The sequence below is a fragment of the Methyloversatilis sp. S146-33 genome, from assembly GCF_059552495.1.
Window position 1 is genome coordinate 70519 of sequence record NZ_JCANOT010000039.1, and the last position, 24501, is coordinate 95019.

At 67.9% G+C, this 24501-nt stretch carries 17 protein-coding genes; 4 read left to right on the plus strand and 13 right to left on the minus strand.

Annotated elements, in window-relative coordinates:
• Positions 1 to 2: 2 nt before the first annotated feature.
• Positions 3 to 1427, plus strand: a complete 1425-nt coding sequence (gene dacB / locus AC51BJ_RS17015; protein ID WP_496281024.1) for a D-alanyl-D-alanine carboxypeptidase/D-alanyl-D-alanine endopeptidase — start codon at positions 3 to 5, stop codon at positions 1425 to 1427.
• Between the two features lie 70 nt (positions 1428 to 1497).
• On the opposite strand, the gene grxD is transcribed toward dacB, so the two are convergent.
• The 13 genes from grxD to AC51BJ_RS17080 all read right to left on the minus strand — a co-directional run bounded on the left by grxD (position 1498) and on the right by AC51BJ_RS17080 (position 18473).
• Positions 1498 to 1809, minus strand: a complete 312-nt coding sequence (grxD, locus tag AC51BJ_RS17020) for a Grx4 family monothiol glutaredoxin (protein ID WP_019916790.1) — start codon at positions 1807 to 1809, stop codon at positions 1498 to 1500.
• A 105-nt stretch (positions 1810 to 1914) separates the two neighbouring features.
• The gene (gene prmC / locus AC51BJ_RS17025; protein WP_496281025.1) at positions 1915 to 2736 is read right to left on the minus strand and encodes a peptide chain release factor N(5)-glutamine methyltransferase; all 822 of its coding nucleotides are present in this window, start codon (positions 2734 to 2736) and stop codon (positions 1915 to 1917) included.
• 13 nt (positions 2737 to 2749) lie between these two features.
• A complete protein-coding gene (gene prfA, locus AC51BJ_RS17030) occupies positions 2750 to 3835 on the minus strand; it encodes a peptide chain release factor 1 (protein WP_496281026.1) in 1086 nt (361 codons plus the stop codon).
• 66 nt (positions 3836 to 3901) lie between these two features.
• The gene (gene hemA / locus AC51BJ_RS17035) at positions 3902 to 5173 is read right to left on the minus strand and encodes a glutamyl-tRNA reductase (protein WP_430435135.1); all 1272 of its coding nucleotides are present in this window, start codon (positions 5171 to 5173) and stop codon (positions 3902 to 3904) included.
• A 99-nt stretch (positions 5174 to 5272) separates the two neighbouring features.
• The gene (locus AC51BJ_RS17040; protein WP_496281027.1) at positions 5273 to 6049 is read right to left on the minus strand and encodes a S1C family serine protease; all 777 of its coding nucleotides are present in this window, start codon (positions 6047 to 6049) and stop codon (positions 5273 to 5275) included.
• Complete coding sequence (locus AC51BJ_RS17045) at positions 6042 to 6932, minus strand: transglycosylase SLT domain-containing protein (RefSeq protein WP_430435136.1); 891 nt, start codon at positions 6930 to 6932, stop codon at positions 6042 to 6044. The genes AC51BJ_RS17040 and AC51BJ_RS17045 overlap by 8 nt, the downstream gene beginning before the upstream one ends.
• A 2-nt stretch (positions 6933 to 6934) precedes the next feature.
• Positions 6935 to 7990 carry an SDR family oxidoreductase gene (locus tag AC51BJ_RS17050; RefSeq protein WP_496281028.1) on the minus strand — a complete coding sequence of 352 codons (1056 nt, stop codon included), beginning with the start codon at positions 7988 to 7990 and terminating at the stop codon, positions 6935 to 6937.
• 7 nt (positions 7991 to 7997) lie between these two features.
• Entirely contained in the window at positions 7998 to 9278 is a 1281-nt protein-coding gene (locus AC51BJ_RS17055; RefSeq protein WP_019916782.1) for a nucleotide sugar dehydrogenase, read from the minus strand.
• A 21-nt stretch (positions 9279 to 9299) separates the two neighbouring features.
• Positions 9300 to 12089, minus strand: coding sequence for an XrtA/PEP-CTERM system TPR-repeat protein PrsT (gene prsT / locus AC51BJ_RS17060; RefSeq protein ID WP_496281029.1), 2790 nt, complete (start codon positions 12087 to 12089; stop codon positions 9300 to 9302).
• A 21-nt stretch (positions 12090 to 12110) separates the two neighbouring features.
• Positions 12111 to 13460 (minus strand): PEP-CTERM-box response regulator transcription factor, encoded by a 1350-nt coding sequence (prsR, locus tag AC51BJ_RS17065; RefSeq protein WP_019916780.1) that lies wholly within the window; start codon positions 13458 to 13460, stop codon positions 12111 to 12113.
• An 11-nt stretch (positions 13461 to 13471) separates the two neighbouring features.
• A complete protein-coding gene (gene prsK / locus AC51BJ_RS17070; RefSeq protein ID WP_496281030.1) occupies positions 13472 to 15559 on the minus strand; it encodes an XrtA/PEP-CTERM system histidine kinase PrsK in 2088 nt (695 codons plus the stop codon).
• A 94-nt stretch (positions 15560 to 15653) separates the two neighbouring features.
• Positions 15654 to 17000 carry a TIGR03013 family XrtA/PEP-CTERM system glycosyltransferase gene (locus AC51BJ_RS17075; protein ID WP_496281031.1) on the minus strand — a complete coding sequence of 449 codons (1347 nt, stop codon included), beginning with the start codon at positions 16998 to 17000 and terminating at the stop codon, positions 15654 to 15656.
• Positions 17001 to 17300: 300 nt separating this feature from the next.
• The gene (locus AC51BJ_RS17080) at positions 17301 to 18473 is read right to left on the minus strand and encodes a hypothetical protein (protein ID WP_496281032.1); all 1173 of its coding nucleotides are present in this window, start codon (positions 18471 to 18473) and stop codon (positions 17301 to 17303) included.
• Between the two features lie 186 nt (positions 18474 to 18659).
• Here AC51BJ_RS17080 and AC51BJ_RS17085 point away from each other — a divergent pair, with 186 nt between their 5' ends.
• The 3 genes from AC51BJ_RS17085 to AC51BJ_RS17095 are packed head-to-tail and all read left to right on the plus strand — an operon-like array spanning position 18660 to position 24501.
• Positions 18660 to 22100 carry a VanZ family protein gene (locus AC51BJ_RS17085; protein ID WP_496281033.1) on the plus strand — a complete coding sequence of 1147 codons (3441 nt, stop codon included), beginning with the start codon at positions 18660 to 18662 and terminating at the stop codon, positions 22098 to 22100.
• On the plus strand, positions 22097 to 23077 hold the full coding sequence (locus AC51BJ_RS17090) for a hypothetical protein (RefSeq protein ID WP_496281034.1): 981 nt from the start codon (positions 22097 to 22099) through the stop codon (positions 23075 to 23077). Before AC51BJ_RS17085 ends, AC51BJ_RS17090 begins: the two co-directional genes overlap by 4 nt.
• A complete protein-coding gene (locus tag AC51BJ_RS17095; protein ID WP_496281035.1) occupies positions 23074 to 24501 on the plus strand; it encodes an MBOAT family O-acyltransferase in 1428 nt (475 codons plus the stop codon). The genes AC51BJ_RS17090 and AC51BJ_RS17095 overlap by 4 nt, the downstream gene beginning before the upstream one ends.

Below are 24501 nucleotides of genomic sequence, written 5' to 3' on the forward strand. Positions count from 1 at the left end.
CGATGCGCCTGCTGCTCGCTGCGCTGCTGACCCTGCTGTCGCCGCTCGCGCTGGCGGTGCTGCCGGTGCCGGTACTGCAGGCGCTGCGCGCGGCCGACATCCCGCCGTCGGCGATATCGGTGGTGGTGCAGTCGGTCGAGGGCGGCCCGGCACGGATCAGCCACCGCGCGAAGCAGCCGATGAATCCGGCGTCGGTGATGAAGCTGGTCACCACCTACGCCGCGCTCGACACGCTGGGCCCGGCCTACAGCTGGCGCACCGAACTGCTGGCCACGGTGGCGCCGCGCGACGGCGTGCTCGACGGCGATCTCTACATCCGCGGCAGCGGCGACCCGGCGTTGTCGATGGAACAGTTCTGGCTGCTACTGCGCGAATTGCGCAGCCGCGGCATCCGTGACATCCGCGGCGACGTGGTGACCGATCGCAGCCGCTACGCCACGCTCGCACACGACCCGGGCGCCTTCGATAACGAACCGCTGGCGCCCTACAACGTCGGCCCGGACGCGCTGCTGCTGGCGCACAACGCACTGCGTGTCCGGTTGCAGCCCACCGACGGTGGCGCGCCCGCGCTGTGGTCGGAACCGCCGCTGGACGGCGTGCAGATCGACAACCGGGTCCAACTGGTGGCGGGTGACTGCGGCGACTGGAAGGACACGCTGTTCGCCGCCGTCCAGCCAGCCGGCAACGGGGCACTGAGCTTGCAGATCAGCGGCCGCTACGCGCGCGACTGTGGCGAGCGCATCTGGAACGTCGCACCGCTGCCGCACGCCGACTTCTTCGCTCGCGCGCTGCGCGCGATGTGGGCGGAACTGGGCGGGCACATCAGCGGCCGGGTGCGCGAAGGGGTAGCGCCGATCAACGCGGCGGTGCTCGGCGGCATCGATTCGCCGCCGCTGGCCGAAGTGATCCGCGACATCAACAAGTACAGCAACAACGTAATGGCGCGCCAGCTCTTCCTCGCGCTGTCTCCGTCCGGTGCGCCGGCGGACACGCTCGGCGCGGCCGCCGGCGTACGTGCCTGGGCGGCGCAGCGCAACCTGCCGCTGCCCAGCCTGGTGATGGACAACGGCTCCGGTCTGTCTCGGGTGGAGCGCCTGTCGGCCTACGACCTGGCCGCGCTGCTGCGCCGCGCCTGGACCAGCCCGGTCATGCCCGAATTCGTATCGTCGATGCCGGTGCTGGCGGTCGACGGAACCCTTCGCCGGCGGCTGAAAACATCTCCGCTGGCCGGCCAGGCACACCTGAAGACCGGTTCGCTGGCCGACACGCGATCCATTGCCGGCTATGTGCTGGACCGCAACGGTCAGCGCGTGCTGATGGTCGCCTGGCTCAACCACCCGAACGCGAAACGCGCTCAGCCGGTGCTGGAGGCGCTGCTCGAATGGGTGTGGAACGGCAATCCGCAGCCCTTGCCGGCAACGGACTGAAGCGACCTTCGAGCAGCGACCCTGTGCGCGGAAGCGGACAGTCCCCGCGTCCGCGCACGACGGGCGTCGATCAGAGGCCCTCCAGCTCCTTCTTCAGTTCGCCCGACTGGAACATCTCTTTCATGATGTCGCAGCCGCCGATGAATTCGCCGCGGATGTAGAGCTGCGGGATGGTCGGCCAGTTGGCGTAGTCCTTGATGCCCTGACGGATTTCAGCGTCTTCCAACACGTTAACCGTGTGCAGGTTCTGCACGCCGAGGTGCTTCAGGATCTGGATGGCGGTGGCGGAAAAGCCGCACTGCGGGAACTGCGGCGTGCCCTTCATGTACAGCACGACCGGGTTGCCGGTGACGGTTTCCTTGATGCGTTCCTGGGCACTCATGTCTCTTTCCTTTGCGGATGTTTGAAAGTCAGCTGTCTGACCGCGCCTGCGCACGGACAGTGTGTAGGGACGCAGACGGGGCGAATACGCTCCATCCACGTCGGATCATTCCGGGGCCAACCGTCCTCCGCTGACCCGTTCGATGCCGGCAATATCGCGCCACGACGCGACGTCGGCAAGCCCGGCGCAACGCATCAGCGCGCGCACTGCCGGTGCCTGATCGTAACCGTGTTCGCACAGCAGCCATCCGCCGTCGACCAGGTGCTGCGGCGCCTGCCGGCACAGCGTGCGCAAGGCATCCAGCCCGTCCTCACCGCTGGCCAGCGCCGCCGGCGGTTCGAAACGCAGGTCGCCCTGCGCCAGATGCGGATCGTCGGCCCGAATATACGGCGGATTGGACACGATGCAATCGAAGCTTTCGTCGACGATGGCTTCCAGCCAGTTTGAGGCGACGAAGCGGACTTCAAGTCCGAGCCGTTGCGCGTTGCCACGGGCGATCGCCAGCGACGCATCCGAGCGGTCGAGCGCCGTCAGCTGCGCATGCGGACACTGCGCCTTGATCGCCAGCGCGATGGCACCGGAACCGGTGCCGGCGTCGAGCACGCGCGGCGACGGCAGATCGCCGATGCGCGCCAGCGCCAGTTCGACCAGCCCCTCGGTTTCCGGCCGTGGAATCAGCACGCCGGGCGCGACCACCAGATCCATCCCGAAAAATTCACGCCGGCCGACCAGATAGGCCACCGGCTCGCCGGCCGCGCGCCGTTCGAGCAGGGCATCGAGTGCGACCAGCGTGGCCCCGTCCAGTGCGTCGCGCCCGCGCGCGATCAGTCCGGCGCGGTCGCAGCTCAGCGTGTGCGCGGCCAGCACCTGCGCGTCGCGACTGTCGATGCGGGTGCGCGCGGCGCGCAGCCAGTCGTCGAGCGTCATGAGCGGACGCCTGTCAGGCGCCTTCCTCCGCCAGCTGCGCGAGCTGCTCTGCCTGGTGCTCGTGCGCCAGCGCGTCCATCAGTTCGCTCAGGTCGCCGTCCATGATGGCGTCCAGCTTGTACAGCGTCAGGTTGATGCGGTGATCGGTCATCCGGCCCTGCGGGAAATTGTAGGTGCGGATGCGCTCCGAGCGGTCGCCGCTGCCCACGAGGCTCTTGCGGGTCGAGGCGATCTGGCTGTCGCGCGCGCGCACCTGCGCGTCGCGGATGCGCGCCGCCAGCACCGACATCGCCTGCGCCTTGTTGCGGTGCTGACTGCGGTCATCCTGACACTCGACCACGATGCCGGTCGGAATGTGCGTGATGCGCACCGCCGAATCGGTCTTGTTGATGTGCTGACCGCCCGCGCCGGAGGCGCGGAAGGTGTCGATGCGCAGGTCGGCCGGATTGATGTCGATCTCGGCCACCTCGTCGACCTCGGCCATCACCGCGACCGTGCACGCCGAGGTGTGGATGCGGCCCTGGGTTTCGGTCACCGGCACCCGCTGCACGCGGTGGCCGCCTGACTCGAACTTGAGCCGCTGATAGACGCCGTCACCGCTCACCCGGGCGATGATTTCGCGGTAGCCGCCGAGGTCGGATTCGCTCGCCGACACCACCTCGACCTTCCAGCGATTGCGCTCGGCGTAGCGCGAGTACATGCGGAACAGATCGGCGGCGAACAGCGCCGATTCGTCGCCGCCGGTGCCGGCGCGGATTTCAAGGAACACGTTGCGACCGTCGTCCGGATCCTTCGGCAGCAGCGCGCGCTGCAACTCGCCTTCGAGTCGCTGCATGTCGGCGGCCGACTGCTCGATTTCGAGCTGGGCCAGTTCCTTCATGTCGGCGTCGGCCAGCAGGCCGCGCGCGGCCTCACCGTCGTCGCGCGCCCGGCACCAGGCCTGGTAGAGCGCGATGACCGGTGTCAGTTCGGCGTGTTCGCGCGTGAGCTTGCGGTAATGATCGATGTCGGCCGTCACGCCGGGGTCGGCCAGCGCCGCGTCGAGATCGGCGAGTCGGGTCGACAGCTGTTCGAGTTTTTCGGCGATGCGCGGCTTCATGCGGAGGAATTCGAGGAGAAGAACCCGCGCCGGACGAGCCGGCACGGCGGACGGACAGGCGCGCCGCTAGGCGTCGCGGTCGTGCTGCGGGAACAGGCGCTGCACCAGGCCTTCGATCTGCTCGCGCGCCTCCGGCGGTGCTTCGTTGAGCAAGCGCGTCGGACCGTGCAGCAGCTTGTTGGTCAGATTGCGCGACAGCGTGTCGAGCACGCGGTCCGGCGCTTCGCCACGGGCGATGGCGCGCAGCGCGCGCTCGAGTTCGGCGGCGCGCATTTCCTCGGCGTGACCGCGCAACGCGCGAATGGCCGGCACCGCCTCGCGCGCCTGCACCCACTGCAGGAAGTTGGCGACCCGCGCGTCGATGATGGCCTGCGCCTCGACCACCGCCGCCTGCCGCGATTCGAGGCCGGAATCGACGATCTGCGCCAGATCGTCAACGGTATAGAGAAATACGTCGCCCAGCTTGTCGACTTCCGCTTCGATGTCGCGCGGCACGGCGAGATCGACCATCACCATTGGCCGGTGGCGGCGCTGCTTCAGCGCCCGCTCGACCATGCCCAGACCGATGATGGGCAGCGGACTGGCCGTACAGGACAGCACGATGTCGAAGTCGGCCAGGCGCTCACCCAGTTCGTCGAGGCGGATCGCACCGACCTTGAGGTCGCTGCGCGCGAAACGCTCGGCCAGCACCTGCGCCCGGTCGAGCGTGCGGTTGGCGATCACCATGTCGCGCGGCGTACAGCCGGCGAAGTGCGCCGCACAGAGCTCCATCATTTCGCCGGCGCCGACACAGAGCACGCGCTGGCCGGAAATGCTGCCGAAGATGCGCTCCGACAGGTGTACCGCCGCCGCCGCCATCGACACGATGTTGGCGCCGATCGCGGTGGTCGAACGCACTTCCTTGGCAACGGCGAAGCTGCGCTGGAACAGTGTATGCAGCAACGCACCCAGCGTGCCTGCGCCCTCGGCGAGACGCACCGCCTGCTTCATCTGGCCGAGGATCTGCGGCTCGCCCAGCACCATCGAGTCAAGGCCGCTGGCCACGCGGAACACGTGGCGCACCGCCTGCTGGTGCTCCAACCTGTATATATAGGGGGCGATCTCTGACGGGCCGATGCGGTGGTACTCGGCCATCCAGTCCAGTGCGCTGTCGGGGTCGTTGGTCGCGCAGTACAGCTCGGTGCGATTGCAGGTGGACAGGATGGCCGCCTCCTGCACCGGTCGTACGCGCGTCAGCTGGCCGAGCGCGTCGGGCAGGGCTTCCGGCAGGAAGGTCATGCGTTCGCGCACGGCAAGCGGGGCCGTGTGGTGGTTGAGACCGAGCGCAAACAGGGACATGGACGGGCGTTGGGGCAACAGGTTCGGCAGGATTGATCGGCAGAATAAGCCGAAAGTGCCGCGAATTATAGCAGCCGCGGTTTTCGCCCCCGTGCCGCCTCAGCGCACGGTGGCGAGCAGGGCCGACAGATGGCTGGCCGGTATCGCGTAACTGATGCCGCTGGGCTGCGACAGCACGCTTTCCTTGCCCGCCTTGACCAGCACCATGTTGATCACGCCGATCACTTCACCGCTGTCCGGATCGAACAGCGGACTGCCACTGTTGCCAGGGTAGGCGGTGGCATCGAGCTGGAACACGGTGAAGGTGCCCCGCGCCAGGCGGTTGCGGTTGGCCGCGTTGAGCTGGCTCACGTTATCGACCGGAATCACCATCGGGGTGATGGCCGACACGATGCCGCGATGGGTCACCGGGGTGAAACCCAGCACGCTGCCGATCGGGAAACCGGTGAAGGCCACCGACTGGCCCTCACGCACGTTGGACGAGTCGCCGAGCTTCAGCGCCGGCAACGCGGCGCCCTGGATCTTCAGGATCGCCAGATCATTCTCCGTGCTCGAGGCGACGATACGCGCCTCGCGCAGTTGCTGACGGCCGTCGACGCTGGCGATCACCGCCAGCGTTTCGAAACGGTCGGCGTCGAGCGGCACGCTGGCCACGTGCGCATTGGTCGCGACCAGCGTGCCATCACCGATGACGAAGCCGCTGCCCTTCAGTTCGAAGCTGGGCGCGCGCGATCGCATATTGGTGCCGACGATGACGATGGACGGTTTGATGCGCACGATGGTGTCGCTCAACGCGGCACGCGCCAGCAGCGGCGACGACAGCAACGCCGCGCAGACGAGGCGGCGCCGACGATCGTACGGTGTGCGCTCAGCCACGACGGGACACGAGCGTGCGCAGCACCGGCGACGGCGTGGTCACGTTCTGGTCGTAGCGATGCTCGGTCTTGCGGAACAGGGTCTGGATGCGCTTCACGTATTCGCGCGTCTCACGGTAGGGCGGTACGCCCTTGTAGCGGTCAACTGCCCCCTCGCCGGCGTTGTAGCCGGCCGTCGCCAGCACCACGTCGCCCTCGAAATAGGCGAGCAGCCAGCGCAGGTAGGCCATGCCGCCGCGGATGTTCTGCACCGGATCGAAGGTATCGCGGACGTTGAAACGCTGCGCGGTTTCCGGAATCAGTTGCATCAGGCCCTGCGCGTTCTTCGGCGAGCGCGCCTTGGGATTGAAATTCGACTCGGTGCCGATCACGGCCAGCACCAGTTGCGGGTCGATGTCGAAATGCGGCGCCAGTTCGCGCACGATCTCGATCACGCGCTTGCGATCGGCAGTGGTACCGAAGGCCGCCTCCAGATCGGGATCGATGTCGGCGGTCATCACCGGTTCGGGCTCCGGCGGATCCTGCATGCACAGCGGCAGTTCACGCGTCGGCGCACCGGTGAAGCGCAGCATGCGCTGCGCGTGTTCGTGGCCTTGCCGGGCCGCCAGATCGAAGAAGGTCGCGGCCAGCGCATCGTCGCGCTCGACACCGCGGCCGTTGGCGTACATCCAAGCCAGATTGAACTGCGCCTCGGCGTCACCGAGCTTGGCCGCCTGACAGTAGAGCGCCGCTGCGCGGGCGGTGTCGCGCCGCACGCCTTCGCCGTGCTCGAACGATCGCGCCTCGGCGAGCAGACTGCGCGCGGCCGCTTCAGGCTCGAGCGCCAGCACCGGCGCGCTGGCGCAGCAGGCAACCATCAACAGGGCGAGTCGTACAGGCTTCATCGTCAGGCAAGCGTCGCCGGCGCAAAACGCGCCACATACCAGTTCATCGCCTCGGCCAGACCGCGCGACACGTCGTGTGTCGGCGCGTAGCCGAGCAGCGTTTGCGCGCGGGTAATGTCGGCCAGCGAGTGGCGTACGTCACCTGCACGGAAGTCGCGATAGTGCGCCTGGGCGCCGGCGATGTCCGGGAATCGTTTCACGAGTTCGTCACGCATCGCTGCAAACAATTGATTCAGCGAGGTCTGACGGTGGGCGGCGACGTTATAGACGGTGTTCACCGCGTCGGCACGCTCGGTCAGACCGGCCAGCAGATTGGCCTGCACCGCGTTGTCGACGTAACAGAAATCGCGGCTGGTTTCGCCATCGCCGTTGATCTGCACCGTATCGCCGAGCAGCAGCGCGCGCGCCCAGCGCGGAATCACCGCGGCGTAGGCGCCTTCCGGGTCCTGGCGCGCGCCGAACACGTTGAAGTAGCGCAGGCCGACACAGGACAGGCCGTAACAGCGACCGAACACGTCGGCGTACAGCTCGTTGATGTACTTGGTCACCGCGTAGGGCGACAGCGGCTTGCCGATCACGTCCTCGACCTTGGGCAGGTTGGGCGAATCGCCGTAGGTCGAACTCGAGGCGGCATAGACGAAGCGACCGACGCCGGCGTCGCGCGCGGCGACCAGCATGTTCAGGAAGCCGTTTACGTTCGAATCGTGCGAGGTGATCGGATCGGCCAGAGAACGGGGCACCGAGCCGAGCGCCGCCTGGTGCAGCACCACGTCGACGCCGCTGCACACCCTGGCGCAGGTCGCCAGATCGCGGATGTCGCCCTCGACGAAGTCAAGGCGCGCGGCGGCCTGCGACGGCAGGCCGCCCAGCACCTCGTCGAGGTTGCGCTGATGGCCGGTCGAGAAGTTGTCCAGCGCGACCACGTTGTGGCCGGCGTGCAGCAGCACTTCGACCAGATGCGAACCGATGAAGCCGGCGGCACCGGTCACCAGCCAGCGGCGCGGGCGCGCGGCCAGCGCAGCAGACAGGGACTCGGGCAGGGTTGCAGGCAGTGTCACGTGGGTCTCACAGACGCCAGACGCCGACGCCCTGCGCTTCCAGCGCGGCCGCGTCGAACTGGTACTTGATGTCGGCCAGCACGCCGCCGGCCTTCAGCTTGCCGACGTAGTCGGACAGCGGACGGGCGGCGAACTCCTTGTGCGACACGGCAGCCACGATAGCCTCGACCTTGGGAATGTCGTCCCAGTCGGTCAGCGACACGCCGTATTCATGCTCGGCTTCCTTCGACTCGGCCACCGGGTCATGCACGATGACCTCGACGCCGTAGCTCTGCAGTTCGCGGATCACGTCGATCACGCGCGAATTGCGCAGGTCGGGACAGTTCTCCTTGAAGGTGAGGCCAAGCACCAGCGCCTTCGCGCCCTTGACCGAGGCGCCGCTCTGGATGAGCTTCTTCACCGTCTGCTCGGCGACATACTTGCCCATGCCGTCGTTGATGCGACGACCGGCCAGGATGACCTGCGGGTGATAGCCCAGCATGTCCGCCTTGTGGGTGAGGTAGTACGGATCGACGCCGATGCAGTGGCCGCCGACCAGGCCCGGACGGAAGGGCAGGAAGTTCCACTTGGTGCCCGCCGCCTTCAGCACCTCTTCGGTATCGATGCCGATCTTGCCGAAGATGATGGCCAGTTCATTCACGAAGGCGATGTTCAGGTCGCGCTGCGTGTTCTCGATCACCTTGGCCGCTTCCGCCACCTTGATGCTGGACGCTTCATAGACGCCGGCGGTGATGACCGCCTTGTACAGGTCGGACACCTTCTTCAGCGTATCCGGCGTGTCGCCCGACACCACCTTCAGGATCTTGGTGACCGTGCGCTCCTTGTCACCCGGGTTGATGCGTTCCGGCGAGTAGCCGACGTTGAAGTCCTGCAGCCACTTCATGCCGGAGAACTTCTCGATCACCGGAATGCACACCTCTTCGGTGGCGCCCGGATAGACGGTCGATTCGAACACGACGATGGCGCCGCGCTTCATGTGCTTGCCGCAGGTTTCCGAAGCGCCGACCAGCGGCGAGAAATCCGGCTGGTGCGCGTCATCGACCGGCGTCGGCACGGCAACGATGATGTAGTCGGCTTCGGCCAGCGCTGCACCGTCAGTGGTCACCGTCAGCTGGGTGGCGGCGCGCAGGTCCTCGCTGCTCACCTCGCCGGTCGGATCGACGAATTCGCGGTAGGCGGCCACCTTGGCGGCCGACATGTCCACACCGATGGTCGGCATCTTCTTGCCGAATTCGACAGCCAGGGGCAGGCCGACGTAGCCGAGGCCGATCACAGCAACTTTGGTCATGGTTTTCTATCCGGATTCAGTTCAAAGAGTTTTCATCAGATCGGCCACCTCGGCGGCACGTTCGTACTTGCTGCCCAGCGCAACCAGCGGCTCCAGCTCCTTGCGCGCGTCGCCCTTGCGCCCGGCGCCGGCAAGCCCCCGCGCCAGATTCAGGCGCAGATCGTTGGCGAACGGCGCCGCCGCGACCGCCTGACGCATCATCTCCAGACCCCGATCAGCGTCGCCGGCGGCGAGCAGAATGCCGCCGTAGGTGTCGAGCACGGCGGGGTTGCGCGGTGCCAGTGCGTAGGCCTTTTCCGCATAGCTGCGGGCCCGCGCATCCTTCTGCTGGGCGGCGATCCAGGCCAGGTTGTTCAGTGCGATCACATTGTTCGCCGAGCGCGCGAGCGCCGCTTCGTAACGTGTCCGCGCCTCGTCGAGCGACTTGCGGACCAGGGCGACATCGCCCAGGTAGAGCAGCACCTCGACGTCCTTCGGATTGTCCTTGAGCCAGCCATCGACCAGCGCGCGCGCGTCGGCCGCCTTGTCATCCCGCTCGAGGGCCGCGTGCAGGCGGGTGACGTTGGTGGCCGTGCGCTCGCGGCTCAAGGCCTCGCGATACGCCTTGATTGCCTGGTCCGCCTTCGACGAGGACATCATCAGCTCGCCTTCCATCACGTAACCCAGCGCCGCCTTGGGCCGCTGACGCTGGACGTCGCGCGCCACGCGGAGCGCCTCGTCGACCGCGTTCCGGCTGCGGTGGATGGTGATCAGCATGTTCTGCGCCTCGACCGTTTCCGGCTGCAGCGCCAGCACCTTGCGCAGTGTCTGGATCGCCTCGGCGTCCCGCTTCGCGGCAACCTGGGTAGCCGCCAGATTCAGTTGAGCGCGAACCGAGGTCGGGTCGCGCTCGACCAGCTTGGTACGCGTAGCCACCGATGCTTCCAGTTCGCCGGCACGTGCCTGCGCCAGTGCCAGCGCGTCAAGCACGCGCGGTTCGTCCGGCAGTGCGTTGAGCGCCTCGTTTGCGGCCGCCAGCGCCTTGCCGCGGTCGCCCGAAAGCTGGTGCAGCTCGATCAGCGCAAGCCGCGGATTCACCTGCTTCGGATCGGCGTCGATGGCCTGCCGCAGCAGCTTGAGCGACTCCGGCGAGCCGTCCGGCGTGCGTGCCTTGAGACCGGCGAGCGCCATCAGCGCGTCGGCGTTCTTCGGCGACTTGGCGACGAACTGCTGCAGCACCGCTTCCGCGTCGGCGATCTTGTCCTCGGTCACGTACATGCGGGCGAGGTTGTTGGCCGCGCTGAAATACGCGGGATCGAGTTCAAGCGCACGCTTGAACTCGGCGCGCGCGCGGTCGGGGTCGTTCTTCAGCAGATAGGCGGTGCCACGCAGATTGATGCTCATGGGGTCGATCTGGCGCTTCTTTTCCAGCGCATCGATCGCCGCCAGCGCGCGGTCGGCGTCGCGGTTGCGCAGATGCGCAACGATCAGCACGAGATCCGGCCGACCGCTCGCCGCATCTAGCCTGACCGCCTCTTCCAGCGCCGCGATACCCCCCTCGCGATCGCCGGCCGCCAGTCGGCTCAAGCCCAGCCGCGATTGCGCGTCGGCGTCTTCGGTCTGCTTCTTCGCGGCGATCTCGAACGCCGCCTCGGCACCCTTGGCGTCGCCACCCGTCAGATAGACCTGACCGGCGAGCGCCTGCACTTCCGGATTCCCGGGGCTGGACTTGAGCAGCGGAGCCAGCGCCTGTCTCGCCTTGTCCAGCCGGCCGGTCCTCAGATAGGCGCCGACCAGCACCTTGCGGATGAACAGCGAGTCACCGCCGTGCGCGATCACCTTTTCGGCGTGCTGTTCGGCCAGTGCATAGGATTGCAGCTCGAATTCGGTCAGCGCGGCCAGTCCGAGCGCCGGCACGTAGTTCGGCGCGACAGCGAGCGTCTTGTTCAGACGGTCCCGCGCCTCGACGAACTTGCGCTCCTTCACCAGCAGCAGGCCGTCGAGATAGTTGGCTTCCGGCGCCTTGGGCGATACCTTGCGCAGCGCCGCCAGCTCCTTGCGCGCTTCTTCGATCTTGCCTTCGTTCGCCAGCGCCGACACGACGACAAAGCGCGCCGTGACGTTGCTCGGCTTGACCTCGTAGACCTTGCGATAGGACGCCATCGACTGCTCGAACTGCCCCTGCGCCGATCTCATCTCGGCATCGAGGAACCAGGCCTCGGCACTCTTCGGATCTGCAGCCAGCACCTTGTCGAGCAGCGCGTGGGCACTGGCGAATTCACGCTGCGTACCGAGCAGGCGCGCCTTGCCCAGTGCGGCATAGAGATGGTTGGGGTCGACCGAGAGCACCTCGTCGAAAGCCACTTTCGCGCCGTCCTTGTTGCCCACCGCGAGCTGCGCATGACCGATCGCGGCCCGGAGGTCGGCGCTGGCGGCCGGCGTCGACAGCTTGGTCGTGCCCAGGCGTTCGATCGCCTGCTTGCTCTCGCCGGCCTCGACCATGGCGCGCGCCAGCAGGGGGGCCACCTGTTCCGCCGGATGCCCGGCATCGAGCGCACGGGTCAGTTCCTTGACCGCCGACGGCGCATCGCCGGTCAGCATGTGGAGGCGTCCCAACTCGTAGCGGGCGGCGGCGTTCGAAGGATCCTTCTGCAGCAGGTTCTTCAGCTGGATCGCCGTCGTCTGCAGATCATTACGCTCGAACGCCGAACGCGCCTCCGCCAGCAACGCCTCGGGCGGCTTGCTGCGGTCGCACGCAGCCAGCGCCGATGCGCAGAGGAGTATGGCGAGCAGTCGGCTGACTCGCGGAAGGGTCGGGAATGTGGGGTTCAAGAGCGATGCTCCAGGTCGGTTTCAGCGCAGGCCGAAACGATTCATCAGGTCGTAAAGGGTCGGCCGGCTCACGCCGAGCATTTCGGCGGCCTTGACCATATTGCCGTCGACGCGCGCCAGCACGCTGACGACGGCCTTGCGCTCGGCTTCCTCGCGGATCTGGCGCAGATTGAAGAAGCTGCCGTTCTCTTCCGCCGGCTTCAGGCCCAGGTCGGGCACCATGATCTGGTTGCCGTCGGCCATGATGGTGGCGCGCTTGATGCAGTTCTCCAGCTCACGCACATTGCCCGGCCACTTGTGCGCCTCGATCGCCGCCACCGCCTCGCGCGACAGCGACATCGAACTGCGCCCCTGCTCACCGGCGAAGCGCTTGACGAAGGAATGCGCCAGCAGCGCGGCATCGCCCTCGCGTTCGCGCAGCGGCGGAATGGTGACGACGATTTCCGCCAGGCGGTAATACAGATCCTCGCGGAAACGGCTTTCGCCGATCAGCGTCTGCAGGTTCTGGTGGGTGGCGCACACCACGCGCACGTCGATCGGAATCTCGTCGCGGCCGCCCAGCCGCTCGATCACCCGTTCCTGCAGGAAACGCAGCAGCTTGGCCTGCAGCGGGCCCGGCAGGTCGCCGATCTCGTCGAGGAAAAGCGTGCCCTTGTTGGCCACTTCGATCTTGCCCGGCGTCTGCTTGGTGGCGCCGGTGAAGGCGCCCTTCTCGTAGCCGAACAACTCGCTTTCGAGCAGGTTGTCGGGGATGGCCGCGCAGTTGATCGCGACGAATCGTTCGCCGGCACGCTCCGAACGGTCGTGCAGCGTCTTCGCCAGCACCTCCTTGCCGGTGCCGCTCTCGCCCAGCAGCAGCACGGTGGCGCGCGTCGCCGACACCTTCTCGATGGTGCGCAGCACGCGCAGCATATTCGCGTCGCGTGTGATGAAGCGGCCTTCGACACCGAGGTTCTGATTGGCCAGGCGTGTGTTCTCGGCCTGCAGATCGTGCAGGCGGAAGGCGCGCTCGATCAGCAGCGCCAGCAGTTCGGGTTCGAAGGGCTTGGCGTAGAAGTCGTAGGCGCCCATGCCGATCGCGCGCAAGGCGTTGGCGCGGTCGTTCTGTCCGGTCAGCACGATCACCTTGGACTGCGGTGCCAGCGCCATGATCTCGCCGAGCAGGGCCATGCCTTCGGTCACATCGTCCGGCGCCGGCGGCAGACCCAGGTCCATCGTGATGACCGCCGGTTCGTGGCGCCGTATCTGCGCCAGCGCCGATTCGCGGTCACTGGCAAGCACCACTTCGTAATCGTCGAAGCTCCAGCGCATCTGCTTCTGCAGCGCAGGATCGTCCTCGACGATCAACAGCGTACGACCCTTGTCAGCCATGTCACTCCCGGTCAGGCGACGGCCACCGCGGCCGTCTGCTGAGGAAACACGAGCCGGAACAGGCTGCCCCGCCCCGGCTCGCTGATTACTTCAATGCGTCCACCCAGATCCTGGATGTAGCGGAAACTTTCATAGGCGCCGATGCCCATGCCGTTCGCCTTGGTGGACTGGAACGGCTTGAACAGGCGCTCGCGCACGAACTCTTCGGTCATGCCGCAGCCGTTGTCCTCGACCTCGACCACGACGCCTTCCTGTCCGCTGCGCGCCCTGATGCTGACTTTACCGTTTTGCGGCGTGGCATCCAGTGCATTCTGCACAAGATGCCCAACAACCCGCTCTATCCGGTCTTCATGAGCACGGATCACCAGTCCGCTCTCGACTTCGAGCGCCAGCGCACAGCCACTGCGCGCGCGCGACCGGTGCAGCCTTTCGAGCAGCGGCGTCAGCGACACCGGCGCCGCCTGCTCGATCGGCTGGGTGCCGGAACGCAGCTGCAGCAGCATGCTGTTCATGCGGCCGACCGCATGCTCGATGGTCTCCAGCATGTCCTGCTGGAATTCCGGGTTGTCGCGATGCTTCTGTGCGTTGCGCAGCAGCAGCGTGAGCTGGGCAATGAGGTTCTTCAGGTCGTGTACGACGAAGGCGCTCATCTTCGAGAAGGCTTCGAACTTCTTCGCCTCGATCAACGCTTCCATCGCCTGCGTCTGGTTCAGCACGCCAGCCACCTGGCGGCCGGCCGTTTTCAGCAGATCGCGCACCTCCCAGTTCAGGTCGACCAGGGCGCGCGGGCGGCACAGCACGACGAAGCCGAGCGGCATGTCCTCGCTGCCGAGCGGGCAGATGAGCCAGGCCTCGGGGATCTGCGCCACCCATTCCGGCAGGCGCATATGACCGTACACGCCGGGGCGCGAGCGATGCTCCTCGATATTGACCACCCACATGCGACCGAGCAGCAGCGCGATCAACGGACTGTCGGCCGGCTCGCGCGCGTCGATGGCCGGCAGGTTGAGTCGTGCCGCCGGCGCGTACACGCCCTGCTCGTTGCGCAGCCACAGCATGCCGCCCGGGCTTTCGACCAGATCGGCCATCACCCGTATCGACGCTTCGCGCAGGGTGTCGACGTTGGAGGCGCTGTACAGCGTGTCGGCCAGTTTCAGCCACTCGGCCCGGTAGTCGTAGCGCAGGCTGAAGAAGTGCTTGTTCACGAACACGCGCAGCCAGGCGCGCACGCTGCCCGAGGCGATGGACGCCACCAGCCCGAGCGCACCGGCGGCCAAAACCACGGTCTGCAGTGCCGCGCCCCACTCGCCACCAAAGAAGCGGACGTAGTAGCCGGCCAACGCGATGATGAGCAGCGCCGCGCCGGTGATCACCAGCGCCGAGGTATGGAATACCGCTTCGCGCGACACATTGAGCCGGATCGACCACTCGCGGATGCGCGCCGACGACGCCGCGAACAGCGGGATGGCGATGGCGTGCACCAGACCGCGCACCGCCCACAGGGTCGGGTCCAGCTCGCGGAACATCAGCGCTTCGGAGAAGAAATACAGGTCGAACACCAGCGTGAAGCCCAGACCCAGCGTCATCGGCTTGACGCCCCAGCGCCACTGCTGCGGCGTGTTGCGGTAGAACTGCTCGGTCATCACCGCGCCCAGCAGGCTCAACCCCAGGCCGCATCCCATCAGCCAGACCAGCACGCCCGCGTCGCGCGGCAGCACCCAGGACAGCGCGGCATAAGCCAGCGCGCAGGGCAGGACCGTGATCAGGGCCAGCCGTATCAGCCAGGAAGGTTTGCGTACCAGATCGCTCAGCGGCTGGCGCCCGTCCGGGTCGACGACGCAGGCGGCGAGGAAGAACAGGAAGAGCAGGTAGTGCAGGGCATCGGCCGCGTGCGCGAGCGTCCACCAGAGCGGATGGGGGCGCCAGACGAATCCGGTCATGGCGGCACACCACAGCGCGCCGCCCACCATGCACCAGCCGAGCAGGCGGGCGCGCGGCGACCGGCTGGCGCTCATGAAGAGCTGCAGGCAGAAGGCGGCGAATCCGAGCGCGGCCGCAGCGTATGCGTAAAGCGCAAAGGCAGCGGGAAGGGAATCCATCAGGACGCGGCGTCAGAAGTGTTGCAATGAACCGCATTGTGCCCGTGACCCGCCAGGCGCGCAGCGCGCGGCCGGCCGGACACAGGGGCGACGATCAGCGGGCGCCGTCGCCGGTCAGCACGACACGCACGGTCTGCAGCAGCACCAGGATGTCGAGGAAGAGGGTGTGGTTCTTCACGTAGTAGAGGTCGTACTGCAGCTTCTGCACCGCGTCGTCGACCGAAGCGCCGTAGCTGTAGCGCACCTGGGCCCAGCCGGTGATGCCCGGCTTGACGCTGTGACGGGCGGCGTAGAACGGGATCTGGTCGGTCAGCTGATCGACGAAGAAAGGACGCTCCGGGCGCGGGCCGACGAAACTCATGTCGCCATGCAGCACGTTGAAGATCTGCGGCAGTTCGTCGATGCGGGTCTTGCGGATGAAATGGCCGACGCGGGTGATGCGGTCGTCGTTGCTGCCAGCCCAGCGCGGCTTGCCGTCGGCTTCGGCGTCCAGACGCATGCTGCGGAACTTGAGCACCTTGAAGGTACGGCCGCCCTGACCGACCCGCTCCTGGCGGTAGATGACCGGGAAGCCGGATTCGATCGCGATGGCGATGGCCGCCAGCAGCATGATGGGCGCAGTCACGACCAGCAGCACGCTGGCGGCGACGATGTCGAACACGCGCTTGACCGCGCTGCGGGCAAAGCCCTGGCGGAAGCCGTCGCCGTAGATGAGCCAGCTGGCACGCAGCGTGTCCAGACGGACCTGGCCGCGCATGCGCTCGAAGAAGCTCGACAGGTCATTCACCGTGACGCCCGCCAGCTTGCAGTCCAGCAGTTCGCGCAGCGGCAGCACGCCACCGCGGCGCTCACGCACTGCCACGACGATTTCGTTGGCGCGGTGATCGCGGGCCAATTGCATGACACAGCTGCCTTCCGGCATTACCAGCGTGGCCGGCACTTCGATCGCCTCTTCAGCACCGACCGGCACGAAACCGACGATGGTGTGGGTGGCGCTGGCCGAGGTCGATACGCTGGCCCAGACGGAAGCCGCTTCGGCGCCGGTACCGACGACCAGGATGCGCCGCGTGAACATGCCGGCGCCGTCGGCCTGCAGGAAGGACGCCGCGCGCAGCAGCAGGATGCCGCCGAAACCCATGCACAGCGACACATCGAGTGCCGGCATCGCGACGCTGCCCTGCGGCAGCAGGCGGAACACCATGTAGGCAACCGGCAGGCCGAGCAGGAAGGCGAACAGCACGCGGCCGACCAGTTCGGACAGGTTGCGCGGCTGTTCCCGCTGGTACAGGCCCAGCGCGCTCATCAGCAGCGTCATCAGGATGGCGAAAACCGAAGCCGGCAACAGCGCGGGCAACAGCGATTCCATGCTGGCGGGCGCGCTGATCCAGGCGGCGCCGAAACCGGCGATCAACAGCACGATCGCCTCGGCGATAAGTCTCATGAGCGTGACGGAAGGTACGTAGTGACTGAACAGTCTGACCACAATCAACCCCTTTTCGGCCGCCCGGACGATGCTTCGGAGCAGCCGCAAATATTGTCCCGACGCGGGGGCGCCGGCTTGTTGAGCGCGAACGATATGGGCTGAACCGGGGATCACGCGTGAATCTGGTCACAAGAGGCCGCGGCGCACCAGGGCGGTGATAACTAACGCACGTTGCGACGCCGTTTCAGGGCTACCGGCGCGGCCGGGAGACACAAATTTCCACAATGGAAAAGCGCATTCCGGCGCCCGGCGGCGGCTTCAGACCGTCAGCGCGACCGCAAACACCGTCAGGACACAGAGCAACAGCAGGACCTTGCGCCGGCGCCCCGTGGTGAGCAGACGCGACGGCAAGGCCCGGAGCCGGGCCGGCAGGCCATGATCGAGCAGCGCCGATCCACCGGTCGCGTAGGCGTCGGCCAGCGCCTCGACCGACACGAAACACAGCGTCGGGTAGCGCTTTCTGGCCTCGGCAACCAGGCTGTCGATCGCCGCCAGACTGTCCTGGTGCCGGGCCTGCCGACCGACGAAGTTCGAGCGGTGCGTTTCCAGCAGCAGCGGGCGTCGCTGCGCCCACTTGCGCGCCAGCGCCTCCAGCCCGCGGTCGGCGCGGTGGCCGCGCACCGGTTCGTAGTAATCGTCGCGCACCAGCGCCGTCAGCCCGGAAGCACAGCGCTGGCCGTTCCGGTAGAGCCGGCCGCTATCGACCGGCAGGCCGTCGGCGCCGCGCCGCTCGTAGCGCTCGCCCGGCGTGACCAGTGCGCACACGCCGGCCGCCGCCCAGGCGGCCTCCACCGCATCGTTCCAGACGAAGGTTGGCGGCACGGCCACCGCAGGCATCACGCCGAAGATGCGGGCGAAAGTCGATACCTCGGCCGTCGCGCGACTGACGATGTCGGTCCTTTCGAGCGCCTGCGACGGCAGGCTGGAGGCGTCGGTCCAGCGGCTCTGCAAGGGCGACGGCAGGTCTTCAGTGGCCGGGAAGGGCTGGCGTCGCCACGCCTGCAGCGCCGGATCCTGCGCGCAGGCCTTGTCCAGCACTGCAGGGTGATAGTGCTGCATGCCGTGCAGTTGCAGCGAGAACACCCCGCGCGCCACGCCGGCGCGCATTTCCGCCAGCACGGGCGCCAGCCGGACGTCGTCCAGTGCGACGCAGGCTTCGGCCTCGTCCGGCCGGGCGTCGTCCGGGCCGGCCAGGATGACGCCCAGGGTCATCACCGGGTGACGGCCCTGCGCATCGGCATGCGCCGACAGCACGCGCGCGATGTCGCGCAGCGCATCGGCCTGTTCCAGCGGGCCGTAACCCCAGTCGTCGCCCTCGAACACCATGACCGGGTGGCGCAGGCAGGGCTCGGCCCAGGCGCGCGCAAGATCGCGCCTGACGCAGTAAAGCGCCACCGCCCACAGCAGCAATGCCCCGCAAAGCTCGTACATCGTCCCCTCCTCCGGGTGCGCACTTTCGCACAGACCGGCCGCCGACTCGCGTTCCGGCCCGCCGCCGATCGTGACTGATGGCACTTCCGGCAGCGACAAGCCGCCGCCACCCCCTATCGGCCGCCGGTGCCGGTCCGGATAATCGCCGCGCACGTCCTCCGTCAGCCAGCCCCCTCGCCTCCATCCATGCCCTTCGAAGCGCGCCACACCCGGAACGTCCTCGCGGCATGCGTCGTCTATACCGCGCTGATCCTGTGGGGCAGCCTCTACCCGTTCACCGGCTGGCGACCGACCGCCGACGCGCTGGCCTTTCTCGGCGTGTGGAACACGAAGGCGCTGTCGGCGCCCGATCTGGTCGTCAATGCCCTCATATACATACCGCTGGGCATCGGGCTGCGCTGGCTCACGCGAAGCTGGCCGGCATTGCTGTCGATCGCGCTGGCGACGGCGTTCGCCGCCGCCCTCAGTTTCGGGGTCGAAGCTGCGCAGGCGCATCTGCCGCAGCGGGTGCCCTCGCTGGCCGACTTCATACTGAACACCGCCGGCGGGCTGGTCGGTGCCACGATCGCCGCACTGCTGACGCCGCGCTGGCGCCTGGTTGCCCGCCTGCAGGCCTGGCGCGCGCGCAGCTTCCAGCCGACGCGCGACGCCGATCTGGCCCTCGCGGCCATTGCCGGCTGGGCCCTGTCGCAGCTGTCGCCCTTCGTGCCTTCGCTCGACCTCGGCACCCTGCGCAACGGCCTCGCACCGCTGGCAGCCACACTGGGCGATCCGGCCAGCTTCGATTTCGCGCGCATGGCTGGCTACGCGCTGGCACTGTTCGCCCTCGCGCTGCTGGCGCGCGACGCCCGCCAGCGCACGGCGTCGCTGACGCGCTTTCTGTGGCTGTTCGTGCTGGCAGTGCTGCTGCTCAAGGTGGCGGTGATCAGTCGCCAGCTGTCGGCCGAAGCACTGGCCGGCGCGGCGGCCGGCCTGCTGTTCGGGCTGGCACTGCCGCGCCGTCTCAAACCGGCGCGCCCGGCGCTGGCGGCGCTGGCCATGGTGCTGGCGCTGTCCATCGTCGAACTGACACCTGAGCCCGGCGCCCTGCGGCAACTGAACTGGACGCCCTTCGTCGCCCACCTGAACAATCCGATGCAGGGGCTGAGTGTGCTGATCGACACCTTCTGGCCCTATGTCGCACTGGCGGCGGCGCTGCACCGACTGTCCGGCGCCGGACGCGGCGCCGCCGCAGGCATCGTGCTCAGCTGCGGCGGCCTTGCCTTCGGTCTGGAATGGATGCAGCAGTACGTGCCCGGCCGCACGCCCGACATCACCACGGTTGCGATGGCGCTGGCCGGCGCCGTGCTGACGGTCCGGCATCTGGCGCCGGCAGCCGGTGAGGCGCCGCGGCCGCGCTCGCCGGTGCGCCCGCGACTGGCGTTCACGCTGGTCGCTGCACTGCTGCTGAGCAGCGCCAGCGCGGTGTGGTCGCTCGCACGCACGCCGCCACCGACCGTACTCGCCTCCGCGCGCAGCAAACCGACGCTGCCGCTGCCCGAGGAACTGCAAGTGCCCGCCCTGCCCGGCTTCCGCCACGCGCATCCGCGCCTGCCCTACCCGTCAGCGGGCGATATCGCCCGCCTGCGCGCCGACAACCCTGACTACATCGCTCAGCTCGTCAGGCGCGCCAAGGGCGGCAGCGGCGATCTGAGCGCCGCCATCGAGGCGGCGGTGCTGGCGCCGGAAACGCAGGATGTGCGCGTCATCGTCGAGCGCGTCGTCCGCATGAAGCCCAACTGGCGCGGCCACGCGCAGACCAAGCCGATCGCCCAGGTCTACGACTGGCTGCACGACCGCGTGCCGCCGGAGCTGATGCCGAAGCTGAAGGACAAGGTGATCGAGGCCTGCAATCACCAGATCCGCGTCATCCGGATGGAGGCGCTGTCGCCGTACAACGTCTATCTGTACAACGCGCCCTTCCAGGCGCTGATGGCGTGCGCGCTGTCCATCCACGGCGACGATCCGCGCGCCGCGCCGGTGATGGCCTTCACCTACGACTACTGGATCAACCGCGTGCTGCCGGTGTGGCGGCAGATCGGCGGGCGCAACGGCGGCTGGCACGAAGGCAACGAATACGTCGGCATCGGCATCGGCCAGGCCATCTATCAGCTGCCGGCCATGTGGCGATCGGCCACCGGCGAGGACCTGTTCCGGCAGGAGCCGGCGCTGCGCGGCTTCCTCGACTTCCTGGTCATGCGCCAGCTGCCGGACGGCAGCAGCGTCAAGATCGGCGACGGCCGTTTCGGCCGCCGAGCGGTGGACGACGCACTGGCGCTGGCGCTCGAATACCGCCACGCGGCCGCCTACACGCTGTACGGCAAGCCCGACGGCAAGCCGGCTCCGACCTCCTGGCCCTGGGGTCCGCTCACCGACGCCACGCTGTACTCGCCCGCCGCGGTGCAGGCGCAGCCGCTCACCCATTACGCCGACGGCCTCGGCTGGCTGCTCGTCCGCAGCAGCTGGCGCGACGACGCCACCCACCTGAGCTTCAAGGCGGGCGACAACTACTGGTCGCACAGCCATCTCGACCAGGGCAGCTTCACGCTGTACAAGGGCGCGCCGCTGGCCCTGGACAGCGGCTGCTACTGCGGCTACGGCACCGACCACCATCTGAACTACCACTACCAGACCATCGCCCACAACACGCTGACGGTGACCGACCCGGCCGACACGCTGCCGATGCCGGCGCGCCAGAACAAGAAGCCGCGCACCATCGCCAACGACGGCGGCCAACGCCGTGTCGGTTCCGGCTGGGACCTGCACGCCGCGCCGATGGATATCGAGGACTGGCGCAGCAAGTACGACGACTTCCACACCGGCCGCATGGTGCGCGTGGTCGAGCAGGACGACCTGCTGATCGCGCTGGCCGACATCACCGCCGCCTACACCAGCGCGCAGACCGGCGCCCACAGCTTCCACCACCGCACGCGGCGGGTCGAGCGCGCCTGGCGCATCTTCGTCTATGACCGGGCGGCCGACATGCTGGTCGTGCAGGACACGCTGGAATCGACGCGCGCCGAGTTCGCCAAGCGCTGGCTGCTGCACAGCGCCGAGGCGCCGCGCATCGACGGCCGGCGCTTCGTGATCGAACGCGCGCCGGTGATGCAGGTCGCCGGCCTGCCGCGGCTGGAGGGCGAGGTGCTCTACCCGCGCGACGCGCGCATCGTGCCGATCGGCGGCAAGGGCTTCGAGTTCTTCGTCGACGGCCGCAACTTCGACGAGAACGGCACGCTGGCCGCCAATATCGCGCGCGGCCCGGCCGATCTCGATCCGGGCGCCTGGCGACTGGAGATTTCGCCCGCCGCGCCGGCGCTGGAAGACCGCTTCCTGGTCGTGCTGCGCCCGGGCCTGGGCACGCTGCCGCCGATGGACGCCCAGGTGACCGAACAGCCCGACGGCATCGTCGCCGACATCGCGTTGCCCGGCCGCCGGCTGGCGCTGCGTTACCCGCACGACCGGCTGGCGGTCGAGGCGACCGTCACACTGGCCGACGGCAGCCGCCGCACACTCACCGTCGAGGGCGAAGGCACGCGCGCGCCAGCCGCCGGATGGATAGATCAACTTCGCGCCTGGGTATCCCGATGAACAGAGGATGGACGGCCGCGCTCGGTCCGGCGGCTTGGATTGCACTGGCCCTGCTGGCCTGCTTCGAACTGGCGCTGCACAGCGACGCGGTACTGCAACGCTACCGCGCCGTGTTCGCGGTCGGTCGCGCCACCGACAAGATCGATTTTGTCGAACACGCCCGGCCATCGCTGCTGGTGCTCGGCAACAGCCGCGCCGACAATGGCATCGCGCCCGACGCCCTGCTCGCCGCGGCCGGATCGCCGAGCGGCGTGCGCGCCTTCAACCTGGGCATGCCGGGTGCCAACGCACTGGTGCTGCACGGCGTGGCCGACCGCCTGCTCGAAGCCGGCGCCCGCCCCAGTGACGTACTGATCACGCTGGACGAAACGCTGTTCCAGCACGAGGACTCGCTCGGCTACTACGGCTTTCTCGCCAAGCGCGACGCGCTGCTCGACGGCGGCTTCCATGCCGAACTGTTCGGATCGCTGCTGCGCACCTGGTATTACAGCGGCAATCTGCGGCAACTGCGCGAACCGGACAAACTGCTGCGCTTCGCCGAGGCGACGGTCGGCGAAGTGGAACCGGTGGGCGGCGGCGCCGCGCAGAACATGGGTTACCGCGCCGGCTTCAAGGGCCGCTTCCAGAACCGCGAACAGCTGATGGCGCAGGAGGCGGGCACGCGTGCGCCACCTGATCCGCGCATGGTCGATGCGATGCACAGGCTGGTCGATCGCCTGGTCAAGGCAGGCGTGCGCGTACACCTGATCGCCACGCCGCTGTTCGGCCGCGAATCGGCCTTCGGCCCCGGCGCCGCAGCCGGCCCCTACGCCGGCGTCACACCGGCGCTGGAAGCGCTCGGCGCGCGCTGGCTCCGGGTCGATGTACCAGCACTCGAACCCGACCACTTCGCCGACCCCGGTCACCTGAACGACGGCGGCGCCCGCCTGTACAGCGCCGCACTGGGCGCAGCTTGGCGCAAGGACACCGCACGATGATCTTCAGCCAGCCCGTCTTCTTCGTCTTTCTCGCCGCACTGCTGGCGATCTACGGCCTGTGCCGCACGCAGCCGCAGCGCGCGGTCGTGCTGCTGGCCGGCAGCCTCATCTTCTACGCCTCGTGGAAACCGGCCTACCTGATCCTGCTGGTGCTGTCGGTCAGCATCAACTACCTGTTCTACAGCGCGCTGTCTCGCACGCGCAGCAAGCGCACGCTGGTGGTCGCGTTGGTGCTCAATCTGGCGCTGCTCGGCGGCATCAAGTACCTGGGCATGCTGATCGACACGGCGATCGCCGTCGCCGCCTTCGCCGGCCACACCGACACCGGCCTCGACAGCCACTGGACGCATTGGGCGCTGCCGCTGGGCATCAGCTTCTACACCTTCCACATGCTGTCGGTGATGATCGACGTCTATCGCGGCGAGTGGACCACGCGCATTTCCTTCCGCTCGTGGTGGCTGTACATCAGCTTCTTCCCGCACATGGTGGCCGGCCCCATCCTCCGTGCGTCGGAACTGGTCGAGCAGCTGGAGCGCCTCGGGCCGCTGCAGGCGCGCGATCTGAAGGTGGGCGCGCTCATCTTCATGGGCGGGCTGATCAAGAAGATACTGTTCGCCGACAACTTCGCCGGTCTGGCCGACGAACTGTGGGCCGATCCGTCGCGGCTGGACACCGCCACCGCCTGGCTGGCGGTGACCGCCTTCGCGCTGCAGATCTACTTCGACTTCTCGGGCTACAGCGAAATGGCGATCGGTCTGGCGCGCGGCTTCGGCGTCGACCTGCCGCGCAATTTCCGCTACCCCTACATCAGCCGCAGCCCACAGGAGTTCTGGCAGCGCTGGCACATTACGCTGTCGCGCTGGCTGCGCGATTACCTCTATGTGTCGCTCGGCGGCAACCGCGCCGGCTACGCGCGCACGCTGGCCAATCTGATGATCACCATGGTGCTCGGCGGCCTGTGGCACGGCGCCGCCTGGACCTTCGTCATCTGGGGTTTCCTGCACGGCACCTGGCTGGTGGCGCACCGCGTCGTCCAGCCCTGGCTGCCAAAGCCGCAGTCCGCCAGCGGGCGCTCCGCCTATGCGGTGCTCGCCTGGGGCTGCAGCATGGTGGTGGTCTGGATCACCTGGGTGTTCTTCCGCGCCGCATCGACCACACAGGCCTTCGACATGTGCGCCCGCATGGCCGGGCTGGCCGGCAGCGACGCCAGTCCGCCGACCGTGCGCAGCTATGTGTGGCTGCTGACCCTGCTCACCTGCGTGCTGGTGCTGCTCGAATCACGCATCGTCAGCGCCTGCGCCAGCGGCCTCGAACGCTGGTCGCGGGTGACCCCGCTGCTGCGCGGTGGCGTCTATGCGGCCGCGATACTGTGTGTGGTAATTTTCGGCGGCAGCACGCAGCGTTTCATCTATTTCGACTTCTGA

What these genes read in the sequence shown, in the direction of transcription:
- prsR (WP_019916780.1), bottom strand. Translation starts at nt 13,460, where the DNA reads ATGGCTGACAAGGGTCGTACGCTGTTGATCGTCGAGGACGATCCTGCG.
- AC51BJ_RS17075 (WP_496281031.1), bottom strand. Translation starts at nt 17,000, where the DNA reads ATGAGACTTATCGCCGAGGCGATCGTGCTGTTGATCGCCGGTTTCGGC.
- AC51BJ_RS17055 (WP_019916782.1), bottom strand. Translation starts at nt 9,278, where the DNA reads ATGACCAAAGTTGCTGTGATCGGCCTCGGCTACGTCGGCCTGCCCCTG.
- AC51BJ_RS17080 (WP_496281032.1), bottom strand. Translation starts at nt 18,473, where the DNA reads ATGTACGAGCTTTGCGGGGCATTGCTGCTGTGGGCGGTGGCGCTTTAC.
- AC51BJ_RS17045 (WP_430435136.1), bottom strand. Translation starts at nt 6,932, where the DNA reads ATGAAGCCTGTACGACTCGCCCTGTTGATGGTTGCCTGCTGCGCCAGC.
- prsK (WP_496281030.1), bottom strand. Translation starts at nt 15,559, where the DNA reads ATGGATTCCCTTCCCGCTGCCTTTGCGCTTTACGCATACGCTGCGGCC.
- grxD (WP_019916790.1), bottom strand. Translation starts at nt 1,809, where the DNA reads ATGAGTGCCCAGGAACGCATCAAGGAAACCGTCACCGGCAACCCGGTC.
- hemA (WP_430435135.1), bottom strand. Translation starts at nt 5,173, where the DNA reads ATGTCCCTGTTTGCGCTCGGTCTCAACCACCACACGGCCCCGCTTGCC.
- dacB (WP_496281024.1), top strand. Translation starts at nt 3, where the DNA reads ATGCGCCTGCTGCTCGCTGCGCTGCTGACCCTGCTGTCGCCGCTCGCG.
- prfA (WP_496281026.1), bottom strand. Translation starts at nt 3,835, where the DNA reads ATGAAGCCGCGCATCGCCGAAAAACTCGAACAGCTGTCGACCCGACTC.
- AC51BJ_RS17095 (WP_496281035.1), top strand. Translation starts at nt 23,074, where the DNA reads ATGATCTTCAGCCAGCCCGTCTTCTTCGTCTTTCTCGCCGCACTGCTG.
- AC51BJ_RS17085 (WP_496281033.1), top strand. Translation starts at nt 18,660, where the DNA reads ATGCCCTTCGAAGCGCGCCACACCCGGAACGTCCTCGCGGCATGCGTC.
- prmC (WP_496281025.1), bottom strand. Translation starts at nt 2,736, where the DNA reads ATGACGCTCGACGACTGGCTGCGCGCCGCGCGCACCCGCATCGACAGT.
- AC51BJ_RS17090 (WP_496281034.1), top strand. Translation starts at nt 22,097, where the DNA reads ATGAACAGAGGATGGACGGCCGCGCTCGGTCCGGCGGCTTGGATTGCA.